At 42.0% G+C, this 26,528-nt stretch carries 29 protein-coding genes and 2 riboswitches; of the genes, 7 read left to right on the top strand and 22 right to left on the bottom strand.

Going from position 1 to position 26,528, the window contains the following annotated elements; genetic code table 11:
* Positions 1-3 precede the first annotated feature (3 nt).
* Positions 4-1,071 (top strand): NAD(P)/FAD-dependent oxidoreductase, encoded by a 1,068-nt coding sequence (locus tag ACIQCO_RS04605; protein ID WP_400426402.1) that lies wholly within the window; start codon positions 4-6, stop codon positions 1,069-1,071.
* A 49-nt stretch (positions 1,072-1,120) separates the two neighbouring features.
* On the opposite strand, the gene ACIQCO_RS04600 is transcribed toward ACIQCO_RS04605, so the two are convergent.
* A complete protein-coding gene (locus ACIQCO_RS04600) occupies positions 1,121-1,447 on the bottom strand; it encodes a YuzD family protein (RefSeq protein WP_400426401.1) in 327 nt (108 codons plus the stop codon).
* 149 nt (positions 1,448-1,596) lie between these two features.
* On the opposite strand from ACIQCO_RS04600, the gene ACIQCO_RS04595 reads away from it, so the two are divergent.
* Positions 1,597-1,833 (top strand): NifU family protein, encoded by a 237-nt coding sequence (locus tag ACIQCO_RS04595; RefSeq protein WP_024028418.1) that lies wholly within the window; start codon positions 1,597-1,599, stop codon positions 1,831-1,833.
* Positions 1,834-1,879: 46 nt separating this feature from the next.
* Here ACIQCO_RS04595 and ACIQCO_RS04590 read toward each other — a convergent pair whose 3' ends face one another.
* Entirely contained in the window at positions 1,880-2,869 is a 990-nt protein-coding gene (locus tag ACIQCO_RS04590) for a 2-hydroxyacid dehydrogenase (protein WP_400426400.1), read from the bottom strand.
* A gap of 93 nt (positions 2,870-2,962) precedes the next feature.
* A complete protein-coding gene (gene yutH / locus ACIQCO_RS04585; RefSeq protein ID WP_400426399.1) occupies positions 2,963-3,976 on the bottom strand; it encodes a spore coat putative kinase YutH in 1,014 nt (337 codons plus the stop codon).
* A gap of 171 nt (positions 3,977-4,147) precedes the next feature.
* Here yutH and ACIQCO_RS04580 point away from each other — a divergent pair, with 171 nt between their 5' ends.
* Positions 4,148-4,660, top strand: a complete 513-nt coding sequence (locus ACIQCO_RS04580; protein ID WP_024028415.1) for a phosphatidylglycerophosphatase A family protein — start codon at positions 4,148-4,150, stop codon at positions 4,658-4,660.
* Positions 4,661-4,699: 39 nt separating this feature from the next.
* On the opposite strand, the gene ACIQCO_RS04575 is transcribed toward ACIQCO_RS04580, so the two are convergent.
* The 3 genes from ACIQCO_RS04575 to ACIQCO_RS04565 form a co-directional block, all read right to left on the bottom strand.
* The gene (locus tag ACIQCO_RS04575; RefSeq protein WP_400426398.1) at positions 4,700-5,464 is read right to left on the bottom strand and encodes a TIGR01457 family HAD-type hydrolase; all 765 of its coding nucleotides are present in this window, start codon (positions 5,462-5,464) and stop codon (positions 4,700-4,702) included.
* 233 nt (positions 5,465-5,697) lie between these two features.
* Positions 5,698-6,135, bottom strand: a complete 438-nt coding sequence (locus ACIQCO_RS04570) for a DUF86 domain-containing protein (protein WP_400426397.1) — start codon at positions 6,133-6,135, stop codon at positions 5,698-5,700.
* A gap of 18 nt (positions 6,136-6,153) precedes the next feature.
* Positions 6,154-7,464, bottom strand: coding sequence for an EAL domain-containing protein (locus tag ACIQCO_RS04565; protein ID WP_400426396.1), 1,311 nt, complete (start codon positions 7,462-7,464; stop codon positions 6,154-6,156).
* Positions 7,465-7,617: 153 nt separating this feature from the next.
* On the opposite strand from ACIQCO_RS04565, the gene ACIQCO_RS04560 reads away from it, so the two are divergent.
* A complete protein-coding gene (locus tag ACIQCO_RS04560; protein ID WP_400426395.1) occupies positions 7,618-7,884 on the top strand; it encodes a DUF3055 domain-containing protein in 267 nt (88 codons plus the stop codon).
* 61 nt (positions 7,885-7,945) lie between these two features.
* A complete protein-coding gene (locus ACIQCO_RS04555; protein WP_400426394.1) occupies positions 7,946-8,209 on the top strand; it encodes a cytosolic protein in 264 nt (87 codons plus the stop codon).
* Between the two features lie 60 nt (positions 8,210-8,269).
* Here the strand turns inward: ACIQCO_RS04555 and ACIQCO_RS04550 are convergent, their stop codons facing one another.
* Positions 8,270-8,545 carry a YutD family protein gene (locus ACIQCO_RS04550; protein WP_024026591.1) on the bottom strand — a complete coding sequence of 92 codons (276 nt, stop codon included), beginning with the start codon at positions 8,543-8,545 and terminating at the stop codon, positions 8,270-8,272.
* Between the two features lie 108 nt (positions 8,546-8,653).
* On the opposite strand from ACIQCO_RS04550, the gene ACIQCO_RS04545 reads away from it, so the two are divergent.
* Positions 8,654-9,304: a YhcN/YlaJ family sporulation lipoprotein gene (locus ACIQCO_RS04545; RefSeq protein WP_400426393.1), complete on the top strand. Its 651-nt coding sequence runs from the start codon at positions 8,654-8,656 to the stop codon at positions 9,302-9,304.
* Between the two features lie 89 nt (positions 9,305-9,393).
* On the opposite strand, the gene lipA is transcribed toward ACIQCO_RS04545, so the two are convergent.
* On the bottom strand, positions 9,394-10,311 hold the full coding sequence (lipA, locus tag ACIQCO_RS04540; protein WP_400426392.1) for a lipoyl synthase: 918 nt from the start codon (positions 10,309-10,311) through the stop codon (positions 9,394-9,396).
* Positions 10,312-10,484: 173 nt separating this feature from the next.
* Between lipA and ACIQCO_RS04535 the strand changes: the two genes are divergently transcribed.
* Positions 10,485-11,480, top strand: a complete 996-nt coding sequence (locus tag ACIQCO_RS04535; RefSeq protein ID WP_400426391.1) for a M23 family metallopeptidase — start codon at positions 10,485-10,487, stop codon at positions 11,478-11,480.
* 25 nt (positions 11,481-11,505) lie between these two features.
* On the opposite strand, the gene yunB is transcribed toward ACIQCO_RS04535, so the two are convergent.
* From yunB to ACIQCO_RS04465, 14 genes are all read right to left on the bottom strand, one after another.
* Positions 11,506-12,285: a sporulation protein YunB gene (gene yunB / locus ACIQCO_RS04530; RefSeq protein ID WP_400426390.1), complete on the bottom strand. Its 780-nt coding sequence runs from the start codon at positions 12,283-12,285 to the stop codon at positions 11,506-11,508.
* 81 nt (positions 12,286-12,366) lie between these two features.
* Positions 12,367-12,669, bottom strand: a complete 303-nt coding sequence (locus ACIQCO_RS04525) for a YunC family protein (protein WP_400426389.1) — start codon at positions 12,667-12,669, stop codon at positions 12,367-12,369.
* A gap of 61 nt (positions 12,670-12,730) precedes the next feature.
* On the bottom strand, positions 12,731-14,083 hold the full coding sequence (locus tag ACIQCO_RS04520) for a bifunctional metallophosphatase/5'-nucleotidase (protein WP_400426388.1): 1,353 nt from the start codon (positions 14,081-14,083) through the stop codon (positions 12,731-12,733).
* Between the two features lie 9 nt (positions 14,084-14,092).
* Complete coding sequence (locus ACIQCO_RS04515; protein ID WP_400426387.1) at positions 14,093-14,914, bottom strand: sulfite exporter TauE/SafE family protein; 822 nt, start codon at positions 14,912-14,914, stop codon at positions 14,093-14,095.
* 54 nt (positions 14,915-14,968) lie between these two features.
* Positions 14,969-15,814: a DUF72 domain-containing protein gene (locus tag ACIQCO_RS04510; protein WP_400426386.1), complete on the bottom strand. Its 846-nt coding sequence runs from the start codon at positions 15,812-15,814 to the stop codon at positions 14,969-14,971.
* A gap of 328 nt (positions 15,815-16,142) precedes the next feature.
* Positions 16,143-17,540 carry a Fe-S cluster assembly protein SufB gene (sufB, locus tag ACIQCO_RS04505; protein WP_400426385.1) on the bottom strand — a complete coding sequence of 466 codons (1,398 nt, stop codon included), beginning with the start codon at positions 17,538-17,540 and terminating at the stop codon, positions 16,143-16,145.
* Positions 17,541-17,594: 54 nt separating this feature from the next.
* Complete coding sequence (sufU, locus tag ACIQCO_RS04500; protein WP_400426384.1) at positions 17,595-18,032, bottom strand: Fe-S cluster assembly sulfur transfer protein SufU; 438 nt, start codon at positions 18,030-18,032, stop codon at positions 17,595-17,597.
* Positions 18,022-19,251 carry a cysteine desulfurase gene (locus ACIQCO_RS04495; RefSeq protein WP_400426383.1) on the bottom strand — a complete coding sequence of 410 codons (1,230 nt, stop codon included), beginning with the start codon at positions 19,249-19,251 and terminating at the stop codon, positions 18,022-18,024. Before ACIQCO_RS04495 ends, sufU begins: the two co-directional genes overlap by 11 nt.
* Positions 19,251-20,561: a Fe-S cluster assembly protein SufD gene (gene sufD / locus ACIQCO_RS04490; RefSeq protein ID WP_400426382.1), complete on the bottom strand. Its 1,311-nt coding sequence runs from the start codon at positions 20,559-20,561 to the stop codon at positions 19,251-19,253. Before sufD ends, ACIQCO_RS04495 begins: the two co-directional genes overlap by 1 nt.
* 21 nt (positions 20,562-20,582) lie before the next feature.
* On the bottom strand, positions 20,583-21,368 hold the full coding sequence (gene sufC / locus ACIQCO_RS04485) for a Fe-S cluster assembly ATPase SufC (protein WP_387313886.1): 786 nt from the start codon (positions 21,366-21,368) through the stop codon (positions 20,583-20,585).
* A gap of 351 nt (positions 21,369-21,719) precedes the next feature.
* Entirely contained in the window at positions 21,720-22,550 is an 831-nt protein-coding gene (locus ACIQCO_RS04480) for a MetQ/NlpA family ABC transporter substrate-binding protein (protein WP_400426381.1), read from the bottom strand.
* Between the two features lie 16 nt (positions 22,551-22,566).
* Positions 22,567-23,232: a methionine ABC transporter permease gene (locus ACIQCO_RS04475; RefSeq protein ID WP_400426380.1), complete on the bottom strand. Its 666-nt coding sequence runs from the start codon at positions 23,230-23,232 to the stop codon at positions 22,567-22,569.
* Positions 23,225-24,250, bottom strand: a complete 1,026-nt coding sequence (locus tag ACIQCO_RS04470; protein ID WP_400426576.1) for a methionine ABC transporter ATP-binding protein — start codon at positions 24,248-24,250, stop codon at positions 23,225-23,227. The genes ACIQCO_RS04475 and ACIQCO_RS04470 overlap by 8 nt, the downstream gene beginning before the upstream one ends.
* Positions 24,251-24,576: 326 nt before the next feature.
* Positions 24,577-24,686: riboswitch (SAM riboswitch) on the bottom strand.
* A gap of 333 nt (positions 24,687-25,019) precedes the next feature.
* Positions 25,020-26,336 (bottom strand): O-acetylhomoserine aminocarboxypropyltransferase/cysteine synthase family protein, encoded by a 1,317-nt coding sequence (locus tag ACIQCO_RS04465; RefSeq protein WP_400426379.1) that lies wholly within the window; start codon positions 26,334-26,336, stop codon positions 25,020-25,022.
* Between the two features lie 67 nt (positions 26,337-26,403).
* A riboswitch (SAM riboswitch) is annotated at positions 26,404-26,506 on the bottom strand.
* Positions 26,507-26,528: the final 22 nt, after the last annotated feature.

Here is a 26,528-nt window from a genome sequence, read left to right as displayed (position 1 = left end):
AAAATGAAAAATCTTGTCATTCTTGGTGGAGGATACGGCGGGATGAAGATATTGAACGAACTTCTTCCCAACCACTTACCAGAGGACGTAACCATTACACTTATTGACCGCGTTCCATATCATTGCTTAAAAACCGAATACTATGCCTTAGCCGCCGGGACAATCTCTGACAAAGAAATACGCGTTGCTTTTCCGGAACATTCTCGATTAGATGTGATATATGGAGAGGTAACCGGCATCGATACAAAGGAAAGAAAGGTTATCCTAAAAGATGCTAAGCCGGTTGCCTTTGATGACCTGATCATTGGTCTTGGCTGTGAGGACAATTATCATGATGTTCCTGGTGCCGAACAATTCACTTACAGTATCCAAAGTATTGAAAAATCCCGGCTCACCTATTCAGTCTTAAACAATCTTGGACCTGGATCAGTTGTGGGTATTGTCGGTGCTGGTTTAAGCGGTGTCGAGTTAGCGAGTGAATTAAGTGAAAGCCGTGAAGACCTAAATATCAAATTGTTCGATCGAGGAAACCATATCCTCTCTTCCTTCCCGGAACGTTTGAGTAAATATGTTGAAAATTGGTTTGTAAGAAATAATGTCGAGATTATTAACAATTCTAATATCACCAAAGTGGAAGTAAATAAACTATATAATCACGATCAACCGATAGATTGTGATGTGATTGTTTGGACAGCAGGGATTCAAGCCAGTAAAATTGTCCGCGATATGGAAGGGGAAAAGGATCGCTCAGGACGGATGGTTATCTCCCCTCTCCATCATTTGCCTAATGACGAACATATTTTTATTCTTGGGGACTGCGCAAGCCTTCCACATGCGCCAAGTGCGCAATTGGCTGAGGGACAGGCTGAGCAAATTGTGGAAGTCCTCAAGAGGCGCTGGAAAGGCGAAGCGCCTCCTGCTTCCTTCCCGCAAATCAAATTAAAGGGAATCCTAGGTTCCCTTGGGAAAAAGCATGGATTTGGGATGATGGCAGAGCGTCCGATTACAGGACGGGTCGCCCGCTTACTAAAATCCGGTATCTTATGGATGTACAAATTTCATAAAGGTTAATTTTAGAAAAGCAAAAAGCATTCCAACTAATAATGGAATGCTTTTTGTTTTATATTGCTTTATATCCATATTTCTCAAGTTCCGCAAAGATGGTTTTAAGACGCGGGTTGCCTTCGCCGACGACTTTTTCTTTAATGACGACAACAGGATAAAACATGTCCTCTTCAATTACCTTTTTTGCAAAATCTGCCTTATCACTCTCGCCGGTCGGCTGATGAATATCAACATAGGTCATTTTAAAGGGCTGGCTCGGAAACTTTCTAGCAATTGCCGCCTCCAGCCATTCATATGTTTCTTTGGATGAAGGTAAATTCACGCAGCTCGGGCAGAGCGTTTCTGCCCCGTAAAGAACAATTTCCACTTCATGAACATTCATAAGACCATTCCTAACGTTTTTCTTTTATTTTATCTTATTTCAAACGTAAAAACTAAGAAAATGATTAAATTGGACGGCTTCCTAATTTCTGAGAATGGATTTTTACGGCCGTTGACATTATAATATAGATAGGAAAGGAGTCGATTAACATGGTAGAACAAGAAATGTTTGAGCAAGTTCAAGAAGTATTAGATAAATTGCGTCCATTTCTTCTTCGCGATGGCGGGGATTGCGAATTAGTAGATGTAGAGGATGGCATTGTTAAGCTCCGCTTATTGGGTGCGTGCGGAACCTGCCCAAGTTCAACGATTACATTAAAAGCAGGTATCGAGAGAGCTCTTCTAGAAGAAGTTCCTGGTGTCGTTGAAGTTGAACAAGTTTTCTAATGAATTCGAAAAGCGATTGCCATGGCGGCAATCGCTTTTATTATTTTCAAGCTCTAACTAAGGGCATCCAATCTTTATTCACAAGTGTCTTCGGCTCTCTTCCTTCTAAGACCGCCGCGATATTATCGATACAAAGCCCCATCATTACGGTTCTCGTTTCGACACTAGCGCTGCCGATATGCGGCAGGGCGACGACATTAGAAAGCTTTAATAATGGATGACTGGCATCAATTGGTTCTTTGTCAAAAACATCAAGCCCTGCCCCGGCAATTTCGCCTGCTACTAATGCCTCATATAAGGCCTGTTCATCAACAACTGGACCTCTTGAAGCATTGATGAATATAGCCGATTGTTTCATTTTTTGAAATACATCACGAGTAAACATGTTTTTCGTTTCCGGCGTAAGCGGCGTCAGACAGACAACAAAGTCCGACTTTTCCACAAGCTCTTCAAATGACATGTAAACTGCCCCAAGCTCTTGCTCGGCCGCTGGTTTTCTCGTCCGGTTATGGTAGAGGATGTCCATCTCAAAACCTGTGGCCCGCTTCGCCACCGTTTCGCCGATTTTCCCCATGCCCACAATGCCAATGGTTTTATGGTGTATATCATGGCCTGCCAATAATAGCGGGCTCCAGCTCTTCCACTTGTCTTCTTTCACGAATTCCGCCGCTTCAACAATCCTTCGGGCCGTCGCCATCAATAAGCCGAACGTTAAATCGGCGGTAGTATCGGTTAATACATCAGGTGTATTACAAACTGCAATCCCTTCCCTGCTCGCGGCTTTTACATCGATATTATCAAAACCAACAGCAAGGTTTGCAACAACCTTTAAATTTTTCCCCGCGGTTAAACTTGCTTCATCAATGGAATCAGACAACATTGTCAACAGAGCATCTGCTTTTTTCGCTTCAGAAAGTAAGAGGTCTCTCGGGACTGGAATATCGTCATGATCCCACATATTAACATTAAAGTTTTGCAGTAGTGGTTTTATTACTTCATCTGGAAGCTTCCGTGTAATATAAACGTAAGGCTTCATGCTGCATACACTTCCTTCTTCTTCATCTTTGTCTTATTAATTTTACCATAAGTTTATTATTGACTCCTGCGAATAAGCTTGAATCGTTTCATTTTATCGAAAAAGCCATTCTAGCTGCGGGATATGGAGCCGTTTTACCGGTGCCCCGGACATTTGAAAGAATCCCGTCAAAAACCCTTCATAGTCGCTTGATTGTCGTAAGATTTTACTTAAGCGCTCTTCTAATACCTTCTTTTCCTGTTCCGAACGCGTAATATAATAACTTTCTATACAATCGAAGTAATGCAGCGGAAAGATTAATCGTGAGTATAATAAACGCCATGAAAAGGGGGACAAGGGGGCAATACTTTGATACTCCGCAAAGAATTGCTTTAATTCAACATCGTAGGTCTGGATATTGCGAAAATACCTCTCCCTCGTCCATTCCGCTAAATCACGGCTGCGGTGATCAAATACCCAATCAAACGGGTTTTTAATCAGATAATGACTATACGGTCCCCATATTTTTTTCGTAAAACGCTCATGACAAACGGTACCGCCATCCGTTTCTAACGGTTCTTCATCCAGCTCTGTATCAACTAGATATTGAATCGCATTTTCTGTTAATCCCAGATAATACGGAAAGGAATCGATAAACATCCGTTCAAACTCATCTTCAGGTGTTTGAAAAAGGAGACCGCTCCAAACCTTTTCCATTTGCTCCAGCCGTTTTTCCCACAAGGCCTTCCATTGGCCAATCCTGCTTGACCTTTCTATCTGAAAAGGCACCCTCCTGCCGCGCTCATGGAATTTGGCGAGCTTCCGCCCTAATTTTATTTTTCGCTGTTCTTCGGTCTGTCGATTCGCTAACACGCAATATTTATTTTTTTCCCACTCCGCAATTAAATTACCCTCCTTGGTTGGCAATAAGATTGGGACATTTTGATCCCCATAATTTCTTAAATGCTCGGCCAATTTCCCTAGCTCCGCGATTTCCTCTTCTTCCCTTCCCGACGGATTAGCAATCAAATAGAGCCAGCCATTTCCCCTTAGTGCATCAAAACGATCTAATTTTACATATTCCTCTACCGTGATTCCGTATTGATTTTCAAGCATTTTCTGAAGCATCCGGGTCCCACCTCTTCTTCATTCCTTTTCTATCTCAAGTATATGTATGGGCTTTTAAAAACTTGTTTCTTGGCGTCTTTTTTAGAAAAAGATTAACCATGAAGAAATTGCATATGAGATTGAAATAGCGTATATATATAGTGTAAATAAAAGGAAAAGGTGATCGAATAAATGGCAGAAGACAAAAAAGTGGATCTAACCGAAGAAACTGCACGCAGATGGCTGAAAGAAAGAGGCGTTGAAGTTCAGGATATAGCCGATTTAGTTTTCTTTTTGCAGGAAAAGTATCACGAAAACTTAAAGATGGAGGACTGTTTGGCGAACGTGGAACGGGTCCTTTCCAAGCGGGAGGTACAAAACGCGATCATCACCGGAATCCAGCTTGATATGCTTGCTGAAAAAGGGATGTTAGAAGAACCGCTCCAATCAATAATCGGCAGCGATGAAAGTCTTTATGGGGTGGATGAAATACTGGCCTTTTCGATTGTAAATGTTTACGGCTCGATCGGCTTTACCAATTACGGTTACATCGATAAACTAAAGCCTGGGATTCTAGCACATTTAAATGATAAATCCACTGGCGAGTGCCATACCTTTTTAGATGATATTGTCGGCGCCATCGCCGCAGCGGCCTCCAGCAGACTGGCACACAGGGCAGCAAGAGCTGAGGAGGAGAAAAAGTAAGCAGCAAAAAGGATGGGTAACTTTGCACCCATCCTTTTCTTATATTTCCCACTGGTCTAATGTATCAATTGAATAGGTCGGCATGCGGTCATAGCCGGCAAGCAATTCTTTTGTTGTTACACCTGTATGAACGAGTAATGTGTCCATTCCCGCATTCATCCCCGCTAATATGTCGGTATCATAATAATCGCCAACCATCAGTGTCTCTTCTTTTGCTGTACCTAAAACCTTTAAGGCCTGTTCCATAATAATGGACTCCGGCTTGCCGATAAAAATCGGGTTGGTCTGTGTAGATACGGTAATAACCGATGTTAGTGATCCATTTCCCGGCAGCAGTCCTCTTTCCGTCGGGATGGCAATGTCACCATTTGTGGAAATAAAGGTCGCCCCGTTGCGGACCGCCAAGCAGGCAACGGCTAATTTTTCGTAGCTGATCGAGCGGTCAATCCCTGTAACAACGTAGTCGGCATGCTCACCGGCAAATTGCAATCCTTTTTCCGCTAGAGCCGTTCGTATCCCCTCTTCACCAATACAATAGACAGATGCGTCATTTTTACGTTCATAAATATAATTAGCGGTTGCCTGGCTTGTCGTAAACACAAGCTTTTCTTCTGCTGGAATATCAAAGCGGACTAACTTTTCAGCAACCTGTGCCGGGGTCCGCGACGAATTATTTGTAACAAATAAGTAAGGAATCCCCTTATCGCGAAGCTGTTTAACAAAATCAGAAGCAGCCTCAATCCGATCTGTTCCTTTATACATCGTACCATCTAAATCAATCAAATAACCCTTATATTTTTTCAAAAAAAAATCACTCCTTATCACTTGCATCTGTTAAAAGTGAATGTTGATTTCCGTTCCAGGCGCTTCGCTTTCCGCGGGGCGGGCGGTGAGCCTCCTCGGCGCTAAAGCGCCTGCGGGGTCTCACCTGTCCCACTGCTCCCGCAGGAGTCTCGCGCCTTCCACTCCAATCAACATTGTGCTCAAAATCAACAATGTGCTTTAACACAGCCTATCACTTAAAAAACAGTAGAAAATTAGTTTTTAAACGCAGAAACGGGTCCTAATTCATTAGCAAGGTAATTGCGTACGTTATCAGGAAAAGTCACTAACTCATGAAGATATCTTGAAAAATGCTCCTGCAGCTCGCCATGGTCGATATGTATGTAATCGTGAACAAGTTTTTTCCGATATTGGATGATAAACTTTAAACTTTCCCCTGTTTTCGCTGAAACAACCTTTTCATCAATCAAGATGTCAATAATGTCCTCATAGCTCCCAGGATCGCGCATGATAAAACCGTCTATCATCGCATTTCCAACATCTAAAACAGACTCAATCATCATTTGGCTCAAGCGTTCTAACGCTGCTTGTTCGATTGGTGTTGACCAATCTGCCTGGCTTCTGAAGAGAGTGATTTGCCTTTCTAAATAAATTAGAGCTGCTTCAATCTTTTCTCTGTCAACAAAATACATTGTACCGCTTCCTCCATTCTAAGTTGCAATACTATTTATTAGCGCGGATGGCCGTGCATAGAAATAACCTTGTGCTAGATCCACATTATTTCGTGTTAATACTGACGCCTCGTCCTCATTTTCTATCCCTTCGGCAACTACTAAGGACCCAGCCTCCCTGGCGATTAACATTAATCCTTTTAACATGGATTCTTTGATTGAATTCTTATCAATATTCTGAATCACAGACCGGTCAATTTTTATGATATCAGGCATGATTTCACTAATAATACTTAAACTAGAATAACCGGCACCCGTATCATCCATGGCAATCCGGAACCCCATTAATCTTAACATTTTAAGATTATAAATGAAATTCTTTAAGCCCTCAATCGAATCATTTTCGGTCACTTCAAAGGTAATTTGCTTGGGTGAAATCCCTTTATATTGCTGCATGATTGTTTTTAAATCGCGGGTAAAGCGAATATTTCCAAGCGTCAGCGGTGTACAATTGACAAAGATGTCCTGCCGGCATTTTGTTGCCTTTATCTGGCTGAAAACCCTTTCAATTACAATCATTTCAAGTTCATAGAGGACACCTGTCTGCCTTGCAACTGAAAAAAGTGATAATGGACTTTCTAAAACAGTTCCTGCTGGACCGCGGGTAAGCATTTCTAAGGCATACACTTCTTTTGTGGCCACATTGATAATCGGCTGGGCTAATAATTTGATATTCTTCTTTGAAATAATTCTTTTGATAGCGAACACCATTTCATTAAATTCTGATTTGATGCGTTTTTCTGCCATAGCAAGCGCCTGCCGATGGGCTCTTACAACGGAATCCTGAATCGAATAATACTTTTTTTCAACGAACATATATCCCGTTACAAATATGGTCTGGATTGTGGGATTATATTTTTGCAAATTCCGCTCAACATGATTGATTATTTTTTTCATAATCGTATCGATTTCTGATAAGCAAAGCCGTGACTCATCAACCTTTATGTAAAGTGTCAAACCGTCCCCGTAAAAATCATGCAAGGTAATGACATCCTGCATAGCGATTTCTGTCTCGACAGCAATGCGGAAATATTTTTTTATCTGTTTGATTAAAAGTGCGTACTGAGATTGGCTTAGCTGTTCTGACAATTCATTCATATTCTTTAAATTAAAGACAATAACAGCTACTTCATGTCCATCGTTAATGGCAGCCGTTACTCCTTGGATAACAGGGTTTCGCAAAATAAATTGGGGAGGATAAAAGCGTATTGACGAAAGAGGTAAGATAATTTTTCCCCATTTGATGATGGTTTTGATTTTTTCGATGGAACGACGGACCATTGTTTTCATCCCTCTCAGAAGTCAACTTAAATGCTTAGATATATTGTAACATAATTTGACATCTTTCGTGTTTTTCCGTAAGAAAAATTGTTAAAAGTCCCATCGTACGGTTTTATTTGTTACTATAGAGAAGATGTCAATTTAACAAAGGAGATCTTTTTGATGAATGAACGCTTTTTCTTATACGATGATACAGAAGATACAAAAACAAGATTTATCAGCTTTGTTGGTGAAAACCAGCGCTTTGATTTAGCAATTGTTCAAAGTAATCGCCACTATGGAAAGCAGCTTGTTCTTGATATGCAAGGAAGCCGGTTTGCGATTATCGGTCCGGATGACCTGGAAGAAGAGGGATATTTAGAGTTTGCTTTTCAGCTAAATGAAGCAGATGCAGCGGAACTGCGCTCTTTCTTAACGGAAATCGTTTAATGATCCGCTTATGTTTTTCAACTCTTAACGACATACTAACAGTATAAGGAGTGTGAAAAACATGGAGGATAAGGATTCGAGTAAATATACTGAATTATCTAATGTTGAGAAGCAGCAAAATTTCTTAACGGCGCAAGAGTTTCCCGAAGGCCCTTATGGTTCAACCTTTAGAGTTAACGATACTGTACAAAATAAAAGCACTCCCTGGAAGGAAGGGCAGCGCCGCTATAGTGCTTACAATTACGAATTTAAATCATTGCACCAAGATTTACCGCGCCAGATGGATGGGGCACATCCAACACATGATGACCCTGATAAGGGATGAACAGGTACCATACGATAATTAAATGGGAATAAAAAAACGAAGGGTCCGATTCCCTTCGTTTTATTTCTTTACTTTTTTCAAAACAAAGTTAGCACAACCGAAATTACAGTATTCATAAAAATACTCATTTAGGGTGCTAATTTTCGAATCAAATGTGGCCTTTTGGTTTTGGTCATCAAAAAAGCCCTTTAACCGGAGCTGACCATAACCCCAATCCCCGACGATATAATCATATCTCGATAAAATATCACTAAACCTAGCCTTTAGTGCTTCCTCATTAAACCCATTTCGATATTCCTGCACTAATTCATACATTGTGTTGTTAATAATAATCATGCTTTTTCCACCTCATTTTGCCAGCGAATTCTTAATACCCATTATAACCGATTCCCCATCTTTTACTAAGAAAAAAAATCCTTACTTTGGCTATTCTAATAAAAGGAGGTGTTTAAGTTGAAAAAATTAGTCATCATCATGGGATTATGTACGATGACAGCTTTAACTGGATGCTCAAAGGATATGTCCAATCGTGATGTGTATGAGGAAAGCGGCAATACCATTAACGTTAATAATAAAAGGCATGAACTCTACAATGAAGGCGCAAGCCGTGGAGTCCGGAATGTCAGCAACAATTATGGCTTTGTCCGTCACCAAAAGAGTCCGCTGATGAATGATAATAAAACGAACGACCACTATGCAGCGCTCGATCGTGAACAGGTTGCCAATATTATCAGCAAGTACAGTACCGATATTCCAAATGTCAATGATGTCGCAACACTTGTTACGGATCAAGAGGTTTTAATTGCATATAATACCGATTCAAAAGACCGCAATCTGACTGCTGACCAGGTAAAGAAGACAGCGATGTCGGTGGTGCCACGGTTTTACCATGTATATGTCTCAGACAATAAGGTGTTAATGCGTGATGTGGAAAATCTCGCCAATCTAGATTCAACAAGCCGAAATTCACGTAATTTGGTCACCGGCCTTGTGGCACAAATGAAAAAATCACCACAAGGACAACGAATGAGCCCAAGTGAAGACGAAAATGGCCAGACACCGGATGATTATAATAAAATTAGACCAAATCGTTAATATACCTCATTAAAAGAGTTCAGTCCCTTATCCGACTGAACTCTTTTATAAATAAGGAAGCACCCTGCTAAACGGCTCTTTCGCATTTCTTATGCTTCCTTTGCGTCTTGTTCACCTAATAATTGCTTATGTTTGGCAGCGGCATTTACTTGTTCATCAGCATGATAAGAGGAACGAACCAATGGTCCTGCCTCACAATGACTAAAGCCTTTACTCATGGCAATTTGCTGTAATTCCTTAAATTCATCAGGACTATAATACTTTACAACCTTAAGATGACTCTTTGTCGGCTGCAGGTATTGACCAATCGTCATAATATTGACATGATTCGCGCGTAGATCGTCCATCACTTCGATAATTTCCTCTTTTGTTTCTCCAAGCCCAATCATTAAACTAGATTTTGTTGGGATGCTTGGCTGCATTTCTTTCGCCCGGCGGAGAAACTCAAGAGACCGATCGTATGTAGCACGCGCCCTTACTCTTGGCGTCAAGCTTCTTACCGTCTCGATATTATGATTTAAGATATCGGGTTTAGCATCCATCAACAGCTGTAAATTTTCTTCTTTCCCGCCCATATCGGAGGGAAGAACTTCAATACTTGTAAATGGATTTTTGCGGCGTATCGCCCGAACCGTTTCCGCAAAAACAGCTGCCCCGCCGTCCTTTAAATCATCACGCGCTACGGCGGTTATCACCACATGCTTTAGGTTCATTAATTGAACGGAGTCAGCGACTCTTTCCGGCTCTTGTAAGTCTAATTCTGTTGGCAGCCCTGTTTTTACCGCACAAAAGCGGCAGGCTCGAGTACATGTATCCCCAAGAATCATAAAGGTTGCTGTTCTTCTTTCCGCCCAGCATTCATGAATATTCGGACAGCGTGCTTCCTCACAAACGGTATGAAGATTCTTTTCCCGCATCATTTTTTTCAAACCGGTATAAGAAGCATTTGTATTTAGTTTTATTTTTAACCATTCAGGCTTCCGTAAAATTTCTTCATTCTTGCTCATTGTTACACCCCTAATATGTATAAATAAATGAGTTCTTCTGAATCACTTTAACATACTGCATATAGAACGACAAGCAGACTACCTTTTGAGTTGCGATTACCAATTATTAACCTTAATGAAATAGCGAAGAAGTCATAAACTAATCATGTACATTAATCGGAAGGAGGATTCCTGTGCGGGCTTTTCTGATAATTGGAACTATCCTTTTATTCTTTACCTCTACAGTGGCTGTCAGGGATGCTCATGCTAAAGAACTTGATCCCTACCAGGAGAGAATGATGCTTTACAAGAAGGTCGAAACCGTTACACAGATTCCTTGGTATTATTTAGCTGCCATTGATCAATACGAAAGAAGCATCCGCCTTGTCCGCCGCGACTTGCCCAAACCGGAAAGCACCATTGCTATTTATTTCCGACCTGAACAATGGGCCGGCCTGACCAATCCTAACCCTTCTGCAGTAAACCCGGCAGTTCTTCAATTTTTTAATGGATTGGGTGTTGACGGGGATGGGGATGGTAAAGCGAGCTTAAAGAGTGATGAGGATGTACTATATGCAATTGCTCATTATCTTCTTTCATACGGGGTCGATCCTGAAAATCTTAAAATTGGGTTATGGAATTACTATCACCGCGCTAAAACCGTCGGAATCATTATGGGAAAGGCAAAAGTTTACCGTCATTTCGGACGGCTTGATTTAGATAAGCAAGTGTTTCCTGTTCCGATTCGAAGCAATCACAGCTACCGCAGTACTTGGGGGGATGCCCGGGGCTGGGGCGGAAGAAGGATCCATGAAGGGACCGATATTTTTGCCGATTACGGGGTTCCTGTACGTGCTACAAACTATGGGATTATCGAAATGAAGGGCTGGAACAAGTTCGGCGGCTGGAGAATCGGCATCCGTGATATTAATAACACCTATCATTATTTCGCCCATCTCAGCGGGTTTGCGAAGGATTTGAAGGTCGGGCAAATTGTAGAACCGGGGATGGTCATTGGCGGTGTCGGAAGTTCTGGCTATGGTCCGCCGGGAACCTCCGGAAAATTCCCGCCCCATTTACATTACGGAATGTATAAAGACAATGGGATTACCGAATGGTCGTTTGACCCTTACCCGCATTTAGCAAAATGGAAGCGGCTTGAACGGGCGAATACTGGTAAGAAGAAATAGGACTGTCCTTGATGGATAGTCCTTGTTAATTTCCTGACTTATCTTTTGGAAGTAGAATAGAAGGTGGAGAACCGTTTCCTCCATTATAATATTGTGGAACAACTCCCTGTACTAAGGTTCCACCAACAAAAATGCTTTGATCCAGTTTGGTTATTTTTGTAGCAAAAGGCGTAATGATTTGAATAGACACTTCTAAATGAATAGAAACATCAATCCATGTATTATTAATCCCGATTGGTTTAGGATCTATTTTTACATCTGGACGCACATCGCCAATTGCATTAAATTTCACTGGAATCTTAGGACCTAAAGTACCGAACAAGGCAATATTGGTTGCTCGACCAATTGGGACATACCAAACAATCCCATCTGAGCTTTTGGTAGCGTTTGTTTCAATTTCCACATCTGTTACATACTCTAACGAGGAAAGATCCCCTTTTTCAACTGCTGTTAAGTTCTTCTGTATCTGACTCGTAATTTCAGATAACTTCTGATTGACGACCTCTGTTTTTAAATTTGCACTTGGTGCACTTCCATTAGGTCCTGGAGTTAGTTCTATTACATTTTTCACATCACCAAAGTCAACTGCCTTTTTACTGATTGCTTTATTTATAACCATTGAAGCTATTTTTCGGGTTTGTGATTCAGCGTATCCCATGAGCGCTGGCTCGATACCTTTATTGACGAGCCACAAACCAGTAGCGGTTGAGAAAAGGAAAAAGACAAAAGATAACAGCATAACATAGCGGAAAGGCAGCGGTCCCCGCTTCCTGAGCCGACGGCGAAACTTTGCCAAAGAAATCACCCCTTCTTGCTATATGTATGCTTAGAAAAGGGGAACTAGCCTAAAAAGGGGATAAAAAAAGCCTGCCATCAATGCAAGCTTTTACACCATCTTCAATAAGGCTTCTTTGCCAAGCATTCCTTCGTGAATCCCTAGTTCCTCTGCCTCCAAGGTCACTGACTCTAACGGGGCATTTAGCAGCTGATCAATCGTTCTTACACCGACAGCTCGGCCTGCAATAATTTTGCGGTCCTTTAATTTTTCATTTAATAATCCCACGTCCAGGGCACCGCACATAATATATCCCTTGTCGCTTGTCACCGCGAGCAAGGTGGTTTTAGGAAGTAACACAGAAACAACCAAAAACGTATGGCCATTAATTTCAATTGGTGAAAGATCAATCAAAGGTTCCCACACTCCTTTCCTCACTATCACATTATGACAGTAGAGGAAAATCCGTGATGGGCTAGGTGTCCAACTGTAACTTCCATTTTAATAAATCGCGCAAAAATTCCGGCAGAAAATATCTTTTCTGTTTGCTTGGAAGCACTTCTTTGAAAAAATGACCAAAAGTAAACATATCCGGCAGGGCTAATGTGTAGGTTTGTTCATAATTTAATTCTTTGCCATTCACATATACCGTGTTTCCTTTAAGGCTAAGGCGATCATAGACGAATATCCCCAAGAGCGTTCCTCTAAACCCTAGACCTTTTATATGCTTATGGTGTAAGCTTTCATCCATCGTCTCAAGTAAAACCTCCTGTAACTCTCTGCCTGTCAGTTCGATAGTACAAGGATTGATTGGATGGGGGCAAATTGTCAGCAGGTCATATTCGGTCACATCGCCTGCTAACGGGCCTAAAAGCAAACCAGCATTTATCATTGCACAATCAGCATTGCACCATTCCCGTAATGCCTTGCACAGAAAAAGGGAGAGCTCTGTTTCCTGAAAAAGATTATTTGGCATTGGTTTGGTCAGCGTTGAGACTTTCTGATCTAGCAGCTGCTTCCCTTTCTCTAAAAAGGCATCAACTTGTTCCTGTTCATTTTGAACGGAGGGAAGCTCGTTTGTGGCATAAAGAAGCGCATTTTTGTTGATAATTGATTTTTTGTCATCTATGGTGACAGTAACTTGGCCGACAAAATAACCATACTTCCCTGCCGCCCCAAGGAGCGTGCTGCCTACCTGCTTTCCCTGTTCAAGAACATGATGGGTATGGGCGCCTAAGATGACGTCTATTTCCGGGAATTCTGCTGCGATTCGTTCATCATCATGGATGCCAAGATGGGACAGCAAGATAATGAAGTCGGCCTCTTCCTTCAATACATGCAGCCATTTTTTTAACTCGGAAATTGGCTCCGTCAATTCCCAGCCAAGCAATTCATAAAGGTGAGCAAATTGGACGGTGAGACCAATCACTCCAACCCTTGTTCCCTTTTTCGTATGATAAATCTTATAGGGTTTCACCCAATCAGGGTATTTTTCATTTTTTTGATAAAAGTTTGCTGCTAGAACATCAAATTGTGCTTCGTCATAGAGGTGATTCAAATCTTCAAAGGGAAGATTTACCCCCTCATTGTTGCCAATCGTGACGGCCGTATATTGACACTCATTTAATAGGGGAATGTTTCCTTTTCCTTTGGTTGCCTCAGTATACGGGTGCCAGCGGTCAATAAAATCACCAATATCAAACAGAAAGACTTCCTCCTCTGTTTGGAGGTGCCGCTTTTTTTCTTTATGCAGGAACTGCGCAATTCGCGGCCAATTTTCTAGGTGACTGTGAACATCATTTGTATGATAGATATGAATCGTTTCCATTTTTCTCCCTTACCCTACTATACCTTGATATATTAAACGAATCCCAACAATCACAAGGATGGTTCTGATAATTAAGACAATCGTTTTGCTCTTTAGCTTTGTATTTAGAAACACTCCTACTTTTGCGCCAATCCATGCTCCAGGTATAAGGGCTAGTGCATAAAGCCAGTTCACATTTCCTAGGGAAATATGGGTGATCGAACTTAGAATGGAAGTTGGTAATATCATGAACATGGAGGTTGCAGTTGCCACATGTGGTGGAAAAAAGAATAACAAAATCATCGTTGGTACCATTAGCGAACCGCCGCCAATCCCAAAGATTCCTGATAAAAATCCAACAACAAAGGAAATAAGAATGGCGATAGCTGGACTAAAACCGTATTCGAAGGTTTTGCCGCCATTATCGGTAAAGCTGCGAACAACCCCCTTGTCCTTTCGATAGGGAATCGGTTTTAATTTATCCTTTACGACCAATACAATCGAGACAAAAAGAATAAAAAGACCGAAATAAATATTAAATGAATGCAAATCTAATTTATCTGTTACCCAGGCACCAAGAATACTTCCGGGGCCGCTTCCAATAAGAAAGATAAAGCCGCTTTTATAATCAACGGTCTTATGCTTCATATAGGATAATGTTGAGGATAGACCTGTAAATATCATCGTAAACAGTGAGGTCCCTACTACTACCTGCGGTGTTAGATGACTGAATGTTGATAATGTGGCTAAGTACAGCAAGGCAGGAACAACTATGATTCCTCCCCCCATGCCAATCAACGAACCTAGCGAGCTTGCGACTAGGCCTACTAAAACTAATACAATCCATTCCATTTTGTTTTCACCTTCTAGTGTATGTTTTAATTTGCCTTGAGGTTGAAGGAATTGTCAAAATAACCCTAGCTGCCTTGGGGCAAGATCGTCATATTCTATATGTAAAAGATTCATCATTTCCTTCGCATTGTCTGCAGCATCCCCACCTGAATTGTTGTTAAAGAGGAGATACACATTTGTGGATTCTTTGGCTAATGTTTGGATGGAATCTGCCCATTCTTTTAGCTCTTGCTGATTATAGCGATAGAGATAACGAACCTCGCGCCAGTTCTCGGCATTCCGCTTTTGCCAGCCATGAACATTACGTCCATGAAACCTTACCAAGACCTTATCAGGATCAGTAGTCTTCAGGATCGTTGGAATCGAACCCTCACCGGATTGGGGTTCATCGCAAATGCTATGAATCCATTTTTCTGTTTGCATGAATTCAAGCGTTTTTTGACGGTATTGAGGTGCGAACCACGATTGGTGCCTGAATTCAAGTGCACAAGGAATATCACCCATCTCACGCTTGCACCATCTTAAGTACTCAACATTTTCCCGTTTACAGGCAAACCATGGCGGGAATTGAAAAAGGGTCATGGCTAATTTATTGGCTTCTATGTATGGAACCAGTGACTCTTTAAAGGCGTTGAACATTGCTTGTTTGGATTCAAAAGGGATCTCGCCCCTTATGTGCCCTGTCATCCCTTGGTAGGCTTTAACGACAAATTGGAAGCTTGCAGGTGTTTCATTGACCCACTTTTCGGCATTACGTGTAGGTTGAATCGCATAAAAAGCTGTATCCACTTCAACAATCGGAAAATGCCCCGCATATTCCTTTAATTTATCTCTTGAGGAAATTTGTCCTGGGTATAAGCTGTCATGGTCACCCCAGCCTGTCACACCGATATAAATCAAGAAACTCACCTCCATTTATTAATAATAGCATAACCATCGGATGCTTTGCGACAGAGGCACACGCTTGGCGACAGTTGGCACACGTTTTGCGACAGTTGACGACGCTTTGCGACAGTTGACGCACGCTTGGCGACAGTTGACGCACGCTTCGCGACAGTTGGCACACGTTTCTCGACAGTTGACGCACGCTTGGCGACAGTTGACGCACGCTTCGCGACAGTTGACGCTTGCTTCGCGACAGTTGGCACACGTTTTGCGACAGTAAACTCCATTTCCACTAAAAAACCCGCCTGCCAACGCGGCAAGCGGGGTAAATTTTCCAAAAATATTAACCGATAGAACCTTCCATTTCGAATTTAATGAGACGGTTCATCTCAACGGCATATTCCATTGGCAGTTCTTTCGTAAACGGCTCGATGAAGCCCATGACGATCATTTCGGTCGCTTCTTGCTGCGAAATCCCGCGGCTCATCAAGTAGAAGAGCTGTTCTTCAGATACTTTTGACACCTTTGCTTCGTGCTCAAGTGAGATATTGTCATTTAAGATTTCGTTGTAAGGAATCGTATCGGATGTTGATTGGTTATCCATGATCAACGTATCGCACTCGATATTAGCACGGGCACCGTCAGCTTTACGTCCGAATTGAACCATTCCGCGATAGGTTACCTTTCCGCCATGCTTTGAAATCGACTTAGAAACAATTGTTGACGAAGTGTTTGGCGCTAAATGAATCATTTTGGCGCCGGCATCCTGGTGCTGGCCTTTACCGGCAATCGCGATTGATAGTGTCATTCCGCGAGCACCTTCGCCTTTTAAAATAACCGCTGGATACTTCATCGTCAGCTTCGAACCGATGTTGCCATCGATCCATTCCATTGTTGCATTTGCTTCACATACCGCACGCTTCGTAACAAGGTTAAACACGTTGTTTGCCCAGTTTTGAATCGTTGTATAACGGCAGTAAGCATCTTTTTTAATCACAATCTCAACAACAGCACTGTGCAGAGAATTCGTTGTATAAACCGGTGCTGTACAGCCCTCAACATAATGCACGTGCGCGCCTTCATCGACAACGATTAATGTCCGCTCAAATTGACCCATATTTTCGGAGTTAATCCGGAAATACGCTTGTAATGGCGTATCTACTTTAATGCCTGGCGGTACATAAATGAACGAGCCGCCCGACCAAACAGCAGAATTCAACGCGGCAAACTTGTTGTCTGTTGGCGGAATTGTTTTTCCAAAGTGTTCGCGGAAAATATCTTCATTTTCTCTTAAAGCAGAATCCGTATCTTTAAAAACGATTCCTAATGCTTCAAGGTCTTCCTTCATGTTGTGGTATACAACTTCTGATTCATACTGTGCAGATACACCGGCAAGGTACTTTTGCTCAGCTTCTGGAATCCCAAGCTTATCAAATGTTGCTTTGATTTCCTCAGGTACTTCATCCCATGACTTCTCAGATTTCTCTGATGGTTTTACATAATAGGTAATTTCATCAAAGTTTAAAGAAGACATATCGCCGCCCCATTGCGGCATTGGTTTGCTATAAAAAATTTCGAGTGATTTAAGACGGAAGTCTAACATCCATTGTGGTTCGTTCTTTAACTTGGAAATTTCTTTAACAATATCAGCTGTCAACCCACGCTTAGATCGGAATATGGAAACGTCTTTATCGGCAAAACCATATTTATAATCACCGATTTCCGGCATTTTCTTCGCCATCGTCCTTTTCCTCCATTTCTTAAACGAAAGGGGCTAAAAATGCCCTATTTCATCCTATTCTTGCTCCTCTTCCTTCAATCCCTTTTCCATCGCCTTCCACGCTAATGTGGCACATTTGATGCGCGCTGGAAATTTTGAAACACCCTGAAGTGCTTCGATATCGCCTAAATCGAGATCTTCATCAATCTCTTTTCCTTGCATCATATCTGAAAAGACCTTTGATAACACCAAAGCATCTTCTACTTTCTTCCCCTTAATGGCTTGTGTCATCATCGATGCAGAGGACATCGAAATCGAACAGCCTTCGCCTTCTTGCTTGGCGTCAACCACGATTCCATCTTCCACTTTCAGACTCAATTGAATCCGGTCGCCGCAAGTTGGGTTATTCATATTAATCGTATGGCTGCCATCTTCTAAAACTCCGCGATTACGCGGTTTTTTGTAATGGTCCATAATTACTCTTCGGTAAAGTGCATCTAAATTAGAAGACATCGCTGAAATACTCCTTCGTTTTGACAAGTCCTTCAACTAGTTTATCAATATCATCTTCTGAGTTGTATAGGTAAAAGCTGGCACGAGCAGTGGCTGTAGCTTTAAGCCATCTCATCAGCGGCTGGGCGCAATGATGTCCGGCACGGACTGCAATTCCTTCCGCATCCAAAACAGTTGCCACATCGTGCGGATGAACATCTGTTAAATTGAAGGTAACAAGACCTGCACGTTTGGCCGCATCCAGCGGGCCGTAAATCGTCATGCCTTCCACTGCCGCCATTTTTTCTAATGCGTAAGCGGCAAGGCGATGTTCATGCTCAGCAATATTGTCTAAGCCTATTTCAGTTAAAAAGTCGATTGCTGCGCCAAGACCGATTGCACCGGCAATAATCGGTGTGCCGCCTTCGAATTTCCACGGCAGTTCTTTCCAGGTTGACTCGTACAATTCGACAAAATCAATCATCTCGCCGCCGAATTCAATCGGCTCCATTTTTTCAAGCAGCTGTTTTTTTCCATAAAGGACACCAATGCCGGTAGGACCGCACATTTTGTGTCCTGAAAAAGCAAGGAAATCACAGTCTAAATCTTGAACATCAATTTTCATATGGGGCGCACTTTGGGCCGCATCAACAACCATAATTGCACCATTTTGATGAGCAATTTCAGCAATTTCCTTCACAGGATTAATCACGCCAAGGACGTTTGATACCTGCATAACAGACACGACCTTTGTGTTAGCAGTGATGGTCGCACGCGCATCATCTAGTGAAATCGTGCCATCCGCTTGAAGCGGAATGTACTTTAGCTGCGCACCAGTCCGTCTGGCCACTTGCTGCCAGGGAATAATATTACTATGGTGCTCCATATAAGTAATAACGATTTCGTCGCCTTCTTTTACATTCGCAGCCGCATAACTTGCTGCCACTGTATTAAGGGATGTTGTCGTTCCTCTTGTAAAAATAACTTCCTGAATTGATTTAGCATTGATAAACTTACGAACCTTTTCCCGTGCACCCTCGTACGCATCTGTCGCTCTTGTTCCTAGTGTATGCACACCGCGGTGGACATTGGAATTGATTTCGCGATAATATTTTTCAATTGCCTCAATTACTTGGAGCGGCTTTTGTGATGTAGCAGAGCTATCCAAGTATACTAATGGTTTACCGTTAACCTCTTGATCTAATATTGGAAACTGTTTACGAATATCCTGGATATTCATTAGCGTACTTTCCTTTCAATCACGTCAGTTAACTGTTTCTTTACTCCTTCAATCGGAAGTTGGTTAACGACTGGCGCTAGGAAGCCATGAATAATCAAGCGTTCTGCTTCCGTTTTCGGGATTCCGCGGCTCATTAAATAGTAAAGCTGTAAGTTATCAACTCGTCCTACGGAAGCAGCATGACCTGCCGTTACATCATCTTCATCAATCAAAAGAATTGGATTGGCATCGCCGCGTGCTTTTTCACTCAGCATGAGAACACGGGATTCTTGTTCAGCATTTGATTTAGAAGCACCATGCTCAATTTTACCGATTCCGTTAAAAATAGATGTGGCGCTGTCTTTCATCACACCGTGCTTTAAGATATAGCCTTCGCTGTTTTTCCCGAAGTGAACAACCTTGGTTGTGAAGTTTTGTGTTTGCTCGCCGCGTCCGACAACAACTGTTTTAGTATCTCCATAAGAGCCATCGCCAATTAAATTAGTGGTGTTTTCTGAAATCGTGTTGCCTTCATTCATTAACCCTAAGGCCCATTCAATTCGTGCATCTCTGCCGGCAACGCCGCGGCGGTTCACATACGTAGTGATTCCTTTTGCAAGGTAATCCACTGCTCCATATGTCACCTTCGCATTGGCGTTAGCAATTACTTCTGCCAAAATATTGGCAACAGTATTGGATGTTTCCATTGTTGAAATGTAGTTTTCAACATATGTTACGGCACTATTGTCCTCAGCAACAACTATCACATGGTTAAACAGATTGGCCTCAGCATCGTCGTGGACAAATACGGCGTGAATTGGCTCGGCAACTTCTACATTCTTCGGAACATATAAGAAAACCCCGCCATTTACAAGTGCTGCGTGAAGCGCAGTAAGGCGATGTTCATCAGCATTGATGGCCTGCGTCATGTAATACTTTTTCAACAGATCACTATGTTCTCTAGCCGCAGTGAAAATATCGGTAAAAATGACACCCTTGTTTTTCAGCTCTTCTGATAAAGATAAAAAGGCAGGTGTTTGATTTCGTTGGATATATAAATTCTTATGTTCTGCATCCATATTAACTAATGCTTTTACTTCTTCCGGCAATTCAGCAAGGGAAGAATAGACATCACTTTTGACGGAATGCTGATTGAATTGCGTGAAATTCCATTTATCGATTTTCGTTTTATCAGGTCTTGGCATTGGCAGCTGTTCGAAATCTGTTAATGCCTTAAGACGGAATTCTTCAAACCAAGCAGGTTCGCTCATTTCTTTTGAAAACGAGCTTACTTTGCCATTATCAAATGGTAATTTTATTTCTGTTGTCATTGTAATCCTCCTAACGCTCTCTTACGCTTCTTGCCCAACTGTTTCATCTTCAATGCCAAGTTCTTGTTTGATCCAGTCATATCCTTCTGCTTCTAAGCGTTGTGCTAGCTCTGGTCCGCCGGATTTCACAATGCGGCCTTGCATCATTACATGCACATGGTCAGGAGTGATATAGTTTAACAGACGTTGATAGTGTGTAATAATTAAGCAGCCGAAATCTTCACCGCGCATTTCATTGATTCCCTTGGAAACAACCTTTAGGGCATCGATATCTAGTCCGGAGTCAATTTCATCTAAGATGGCAATTTTCGGTTCTAACATCGTCAATTGCAAAATTTCATTGCGTTTTTTCTCACCGCCGGAGAAGCCTTCATTTAAATAACGCTGCGCCATATCAAGATCCATTTCAAGGAATTCCATTTGCTTATCCATTTTACGGATGAATTTCATCAATGAAATTTCGTTTCCTTCACCAAGACGGCTATTGATTGCAGAACGTAGGAAGTCTGCATTTGTAACGCCGTTAATTTCACTTGGATATTGCATTGCTAAAAATAGACCGGCACGTGCGCGCTCATCTACTTCCATTTCAAGAACATTTTGTCCATCTAATGTGATGTTTCCGCTTGTCACTTCATATTTTGGGTGACCCATGATAGCAGAAGATAAAGTGGATTTACCAGTACCGTTTGGACCCATGATTGCATGGATTTCTCCACCCTTTATTTCAAGGTTTACACCTTTTAAAATCTCTTTACCCTCAATTTCTACATGAAGGTCCTTAATTGTTAAAGTTGATCCAGCCATATTTATACCTCCGAAAAGAATGATTTGTATCTTGTAACTACAATGGTCTGTGACTCTATTCTCATTTTATTCTCATTCCAATCTTATAACAAATGAAATGTATTAGCAACTCCTAAACAGTAAAAACAAAGCGCTATTTTCAATAAGCTGATCCTAAATGAGAATGGAAAGAATAATTTTGTGAAAATTCAGACAGAAACTCTTTATGTAAATCACATTCGGTATAAATGATACCTTATTTTATATTATTTTGCCAATGGTAATACATGTTCTATTTATTGGGGCAAAAATACAGAAAAAGCCAGTGAAGCTGTCACTGACTTTCTACTTTTCTTCCTATTAAAATGTGTTTTATTTAGAAACCGTTACAACGGCCCCTTTGTATTTTTCTTTGATGAAGTCTTGGATTTCTTTTGATTTGAGTACTTCTACAAGTGTTTTGATGGTTTCTTTGTCTTTGTCCTCTGAACGAACAACCACAAGGTTTGCCGGAACAACGTCATCGCCTTCAAAGGCAATTCCATACTTTCCGATGTCAACTCCGCCTTCTAATGCGTAATTCGTATTAATAACGACCGCATCACCTTCACCGCTTTCGAAAGAAGTAGCTAATAATTTCGCTTCCACTAGCGTTGAGAAATCAAGATTCTTTGGATTTTCAATAATATCCTCAACTCTTGCATTGGCGCCTACGCCTTCTTTAAGCTTAATTATTCCTGCTTTTTCAAAAATAGGTAAAATACGTCCATGGTCACTGAATGAATTACTCATGATTATTTTTGCACCTTTTGGAAGGTCTTTTAAGCTCTTATATTTTTTAGAATAAATTCCGATTGGTTCCTTATGAATTTCGCCAACACTTACAAAATCAAAATCCTTATTATCTTTCATTTGCAGGTCTAAATACCCTGGTGTTTGGAAATAGTTGGCATCGAGGTCTTTATCTTTTAACGCTACGTTTGGCAGGATATAATCTTGAAAAACTTTGATTTCTAGATCAATGCCTTTTTCCTTTAATAATGGTTTTGCCGCTTCTAACACTTCCGCATGTGGTACAGCAGATGCACCAACGACTAATTTCTTGTTACCATCTTTTCCTGCCGTATCTTTTTTGGCACCACCGCAAGCTGTAAGGGCAAATGCTAGTAACGCAATTCCAATAAAACTAAATACCTTTTTCATGATTGAACTCCTCCTGTTATCGTTTATCTGTTTTCTTTGTAAAATAATCGCCAATAAATTGGACAATAAAAACTAAAATTAATATCGCAATCGTGGCTACTAACGTGACAATCGGTTTATTGCCCTGAAAACCGTAGAGGTAGGCAAAGTTCCCAAGTCCGCCAGCTCCAATAATTCCAGCCATTGCCGTAAAGCCGACGAGTGAAATGGCTGTAACGGTGATCCCAGAAATTAATGCCGGTAAAGATTCCGGTATTAATACTTTAAAAATAATATGGCCATGGGTTGCCCCCATCGATTGCGATGCCTCAATCACACCTTTATCGATTTCCCTAAGCGCAATTTCTACCATTCGCGCATAAAAAGGGGCTGCACCAATAATGAGGGCTGGAAGCGCCGCATTTGCCCCAAGTATCGTCCCAAGCAATAATTTTGTAAAGGGAATTAATAAAACTACTAAGATAATAAAGGGAATCGATCTGAAAATATTGACAAAGCCGGCAACAACGACATTAACGGTCCGATTGGCCCAAATATTCCCTTTATCTGTTAAAAACAGCAGCAGACCAAGTAACAATCCTAAAACAAATGTCGCAAACACGGAAATGGAAGTCATATAGATCGTTTCACGTGTTGCTTCAAATAATTTGTCCCACTTTACCATTTCCATAAAATCAGCCATTACTGATCACCTCCACGCCAACTTGCTGTGAGTGAATATAATCGATGGCCTTCTCTATTTCGCTTACTTGCCCATCCAAGTGAATAAATAATGTACCGTATGATCCGTTTTGCGTGTGTGAAATTTTCCCTTGAAGAATATTGACAACCACATCAAAATTCCTAATTACATTTGTGATTAATGGCTGTTCTGTTGTCTCCCCAACGAACGAGAGCTGAACCACACGACCATGCGGATAAAGTTCGAGTAGATGTTGGGTTGTTTCCTTCGTTTCTTCCGGTTCGGTTACCTGCTGGACAAATCGTTTCGTAATCGGCTGCTCCGGGTGTTTAAACACATCTAGCACCGGACCAAGCTCAACGACGCTCCCGCTTTCCATGACCGCTACCCGGTGGCAAATCTTTCGGATGACATGCATTTCATGCGTAATCAAGACAATGGTTAACCCGAGCCGCTTATTAATATCGACTAACAAATCCAAAATCGAATCGGTCGTTTGCGGATCGAGCGCGGAGGTTGCTTCATCACAAAGCAATACCTTTGGATTGTTGGCAAGTGCCCTTGCAATTCCGACGCGCTGCTTTTGACCGCCGCTTAGCTGGGAAGGATAGGCGTTTTCCCTGCCTTCGAGACCAACTAGTGTAATAAGTTCCTGCACTCGTTTGTTTCTTTGGGAGCTATTTACCCCAGCAATTTCTAATGGAAAAGCAATATTTTCACTTACGGTCCTTGACCACAGCAAGTTAAAATGCTGGAAAATCATGCTGATTTCCTGACGTGCTTTTCGGAGCTCGGCACCCTTTATCTTCGAAATCACCCGGCCGGCTACCGTAACGGTTCCATCTGTTGGCAGCTCGAGTCCATTTAACATCCGGATTAACGTACTTTTCCCGGCACCGCTATATCCAATCACTCCGAAAATTTCGCCGTCTTGTATTTCCAGGTTTACATCATCAACTGCCTTTAAATGTCCCTGTTTTGAAGGAAAAATTTTACTGACGTTTTTTATCGATATCACTTGAATCACCTGCTTCTTATCCAATTTACAGATTCTTGTTTATAGAGTTAGACTGTTATCAAGAAAAGATTCTTTTTTTAGGCTGTGTTAAAGAATATTGTTGATTTTGAGCACAATGTTGATTGGAGTGGAAGGCGCGAGACTCCTGCGGGAGCAGCGGGACAGGTGAGACCCCGCAGGCGCTTTAGCGCCGAGGAGGCTCACCGCCCGCCCCGCGGAAAGCGAAGCGCCTGGAACGGAAATCAACATTCACTTTTAACACAGCCTTTTTTAAAAATAAAAAGCCTCTCTGCACAGGCAGAAAGGCATCATTAAAACAATCCTTTCTCCCATCTCCCAAAGCAATCGCTTTGTGTGAATTGGCACCATTTCAATAATAAATATTGACGGTTGCCGGGCTTCATCGGGCACATCCCTCCACCTCTCTTGATAAGAGCTTACAGCATTCTATATTCAATTAACACGTAAAATTATTTAAGTTATGATATTACGAGTGCTATCGTATCATGGATAAAAAGCAGTGTCAAGAACAAAAAGCGGAAGCGCCCTGCTCAGCGGCGTATGGCCTGGAGCGCTCCAACTGAGATAAAGGAAACACGGAGAGCTTCGCTGCCCGATGTTGACTTATCGTAGGGCGGAGCGCGAAGGACATTAGCCGCTAGGGCGCTGGAGCTGGATTCAGAGAACCTGGTCAAAGTTATCCACTCCTAAATGAATCTATGGTTTCCTATACAACGAGAATTTATTTGGAAAATGATATCAGTTGAATTTAGGCATTTGTTTTTAGGGAAGCTAAGCCGGTTGCTGTTTCAATCGCTGATTCGAGATCTTCGATTAAATCCTCGACATTTTCAATCCCAATGGATAGCCGAATTAAATCCTCTGATACCCCCGCAGACTTAAGCCCTTCCGCATCTAATTGCTGATGAGTGGTGCTTGCCGGGTGAATGATTAAGCTTTTCGCATCGCCAACATTGGCAACATGGGCCCAGAGCGTAATCGCATCAATCAATTTAGCCCCTGCCTCTTTGCCACCTTTAATCCCAAAGACAACCATGGAACCGGCACCTTTTGGCAAATACTTTTGCGCTAATTCATGATCTGGATGTGATGGATGTCCTGGGTATGAAACCCATTCCACTGCAGGGTGATTAACTAAGTAATCCACCACTTCCTTCGTATTGGCAACATGCTCTTTCATCCGTACATGAAGTGTCTCAAGACCAAGTGTGAACTGGAAAGCATTTTGCGGGCTTAGTGCCGGTCCCAGGTCACGTAATAGCTGGACGCGTGCTTTGATAATATAGGCGACCGCACCTAAGGCTTCAGCGTAAACGAGATCATGATAGCTCGCATCTGGTGTGGTGAAACCAGGGAATTTCGGCGAATTCCAGTCAAACTTCCCGCCATCGACAATCACACCGCCAGTTGACGTGCCATTTCCCAACAGCCATTTTGTTGCCGAGTGAACGACAATGTCTGCACCATACTCAATTGGCCGGCAAAGATATGGTGTCGCAAAGGTATTGTCAATAATTAATGGTACCCCCGCCTCATGAGCAATATCCGCTACCTTTTCAATATCGAGTACGCGTAAGCTCGGATTCCCAATCGTTTCAGCGAAAACCGCTTTTGTCTTTTCAGTAATCGCCGTGCGGAAATTTTCAGGATTATCCGGGTTGACAAATTTCACGTTAATTCCGTATTTAGGAAGGGTAACGGCAAATAAATTATAGGTTCCGCCATAGAGATTCGAGGCAGAGACAATTTCATCGCCTGCTTCGGCAATATTTAAAATCGCAAGTGTGATTGCCGCCATGCCGCTGGCAACGGCTAGTGCACCAACGCCGCCTTCTAATAATGCCACTCTATCTTCAAAAACGGTAGTTGTCGGATTATGGATCCGGGTATAGATGTAACCAGGCTCCTTTAAGGCAAATAAGTTGGCAGCATGTTCCGTGCTTTTGAATTGATACGCATTGTTTTGATAAATCGGAACAGCACGAGCACCAGTCACCGGATCCGGAGACAATCCTCCATGAACACTCAATGTTTCAAAACGATACTTTTTTTGATTTTCACTCATTACTCTCGCTCCTTTTTTACAATGAATAAACAAAAACCCCCTGCTTCATAAGAAGAGGGGGCCTCTCTTCTTATCTTCCAGAGCTAAATTGCTCTGCTGGATTTAGCACCGTGTTAATAACCGGTTGCCGGGCATCGTAGGGCCAGTCCCTCCGCCACTCTTGATAAGAATGCTTATTAAATTGTTTTTATT

This window comes from Neobacillus sp. NPDC093127 (genome assembly GCF_044754175.1).
Taxonomy (GTDB): domain Bacteria; phylum Bacillota; class Bacilli; order Bacillales; family Cytobacillaceae; genus Neobacillus.
Note: the sequence above shows the minus strand (reverse complement) of the source record. Positions and strands in the feature narration are given on the sequence as shown.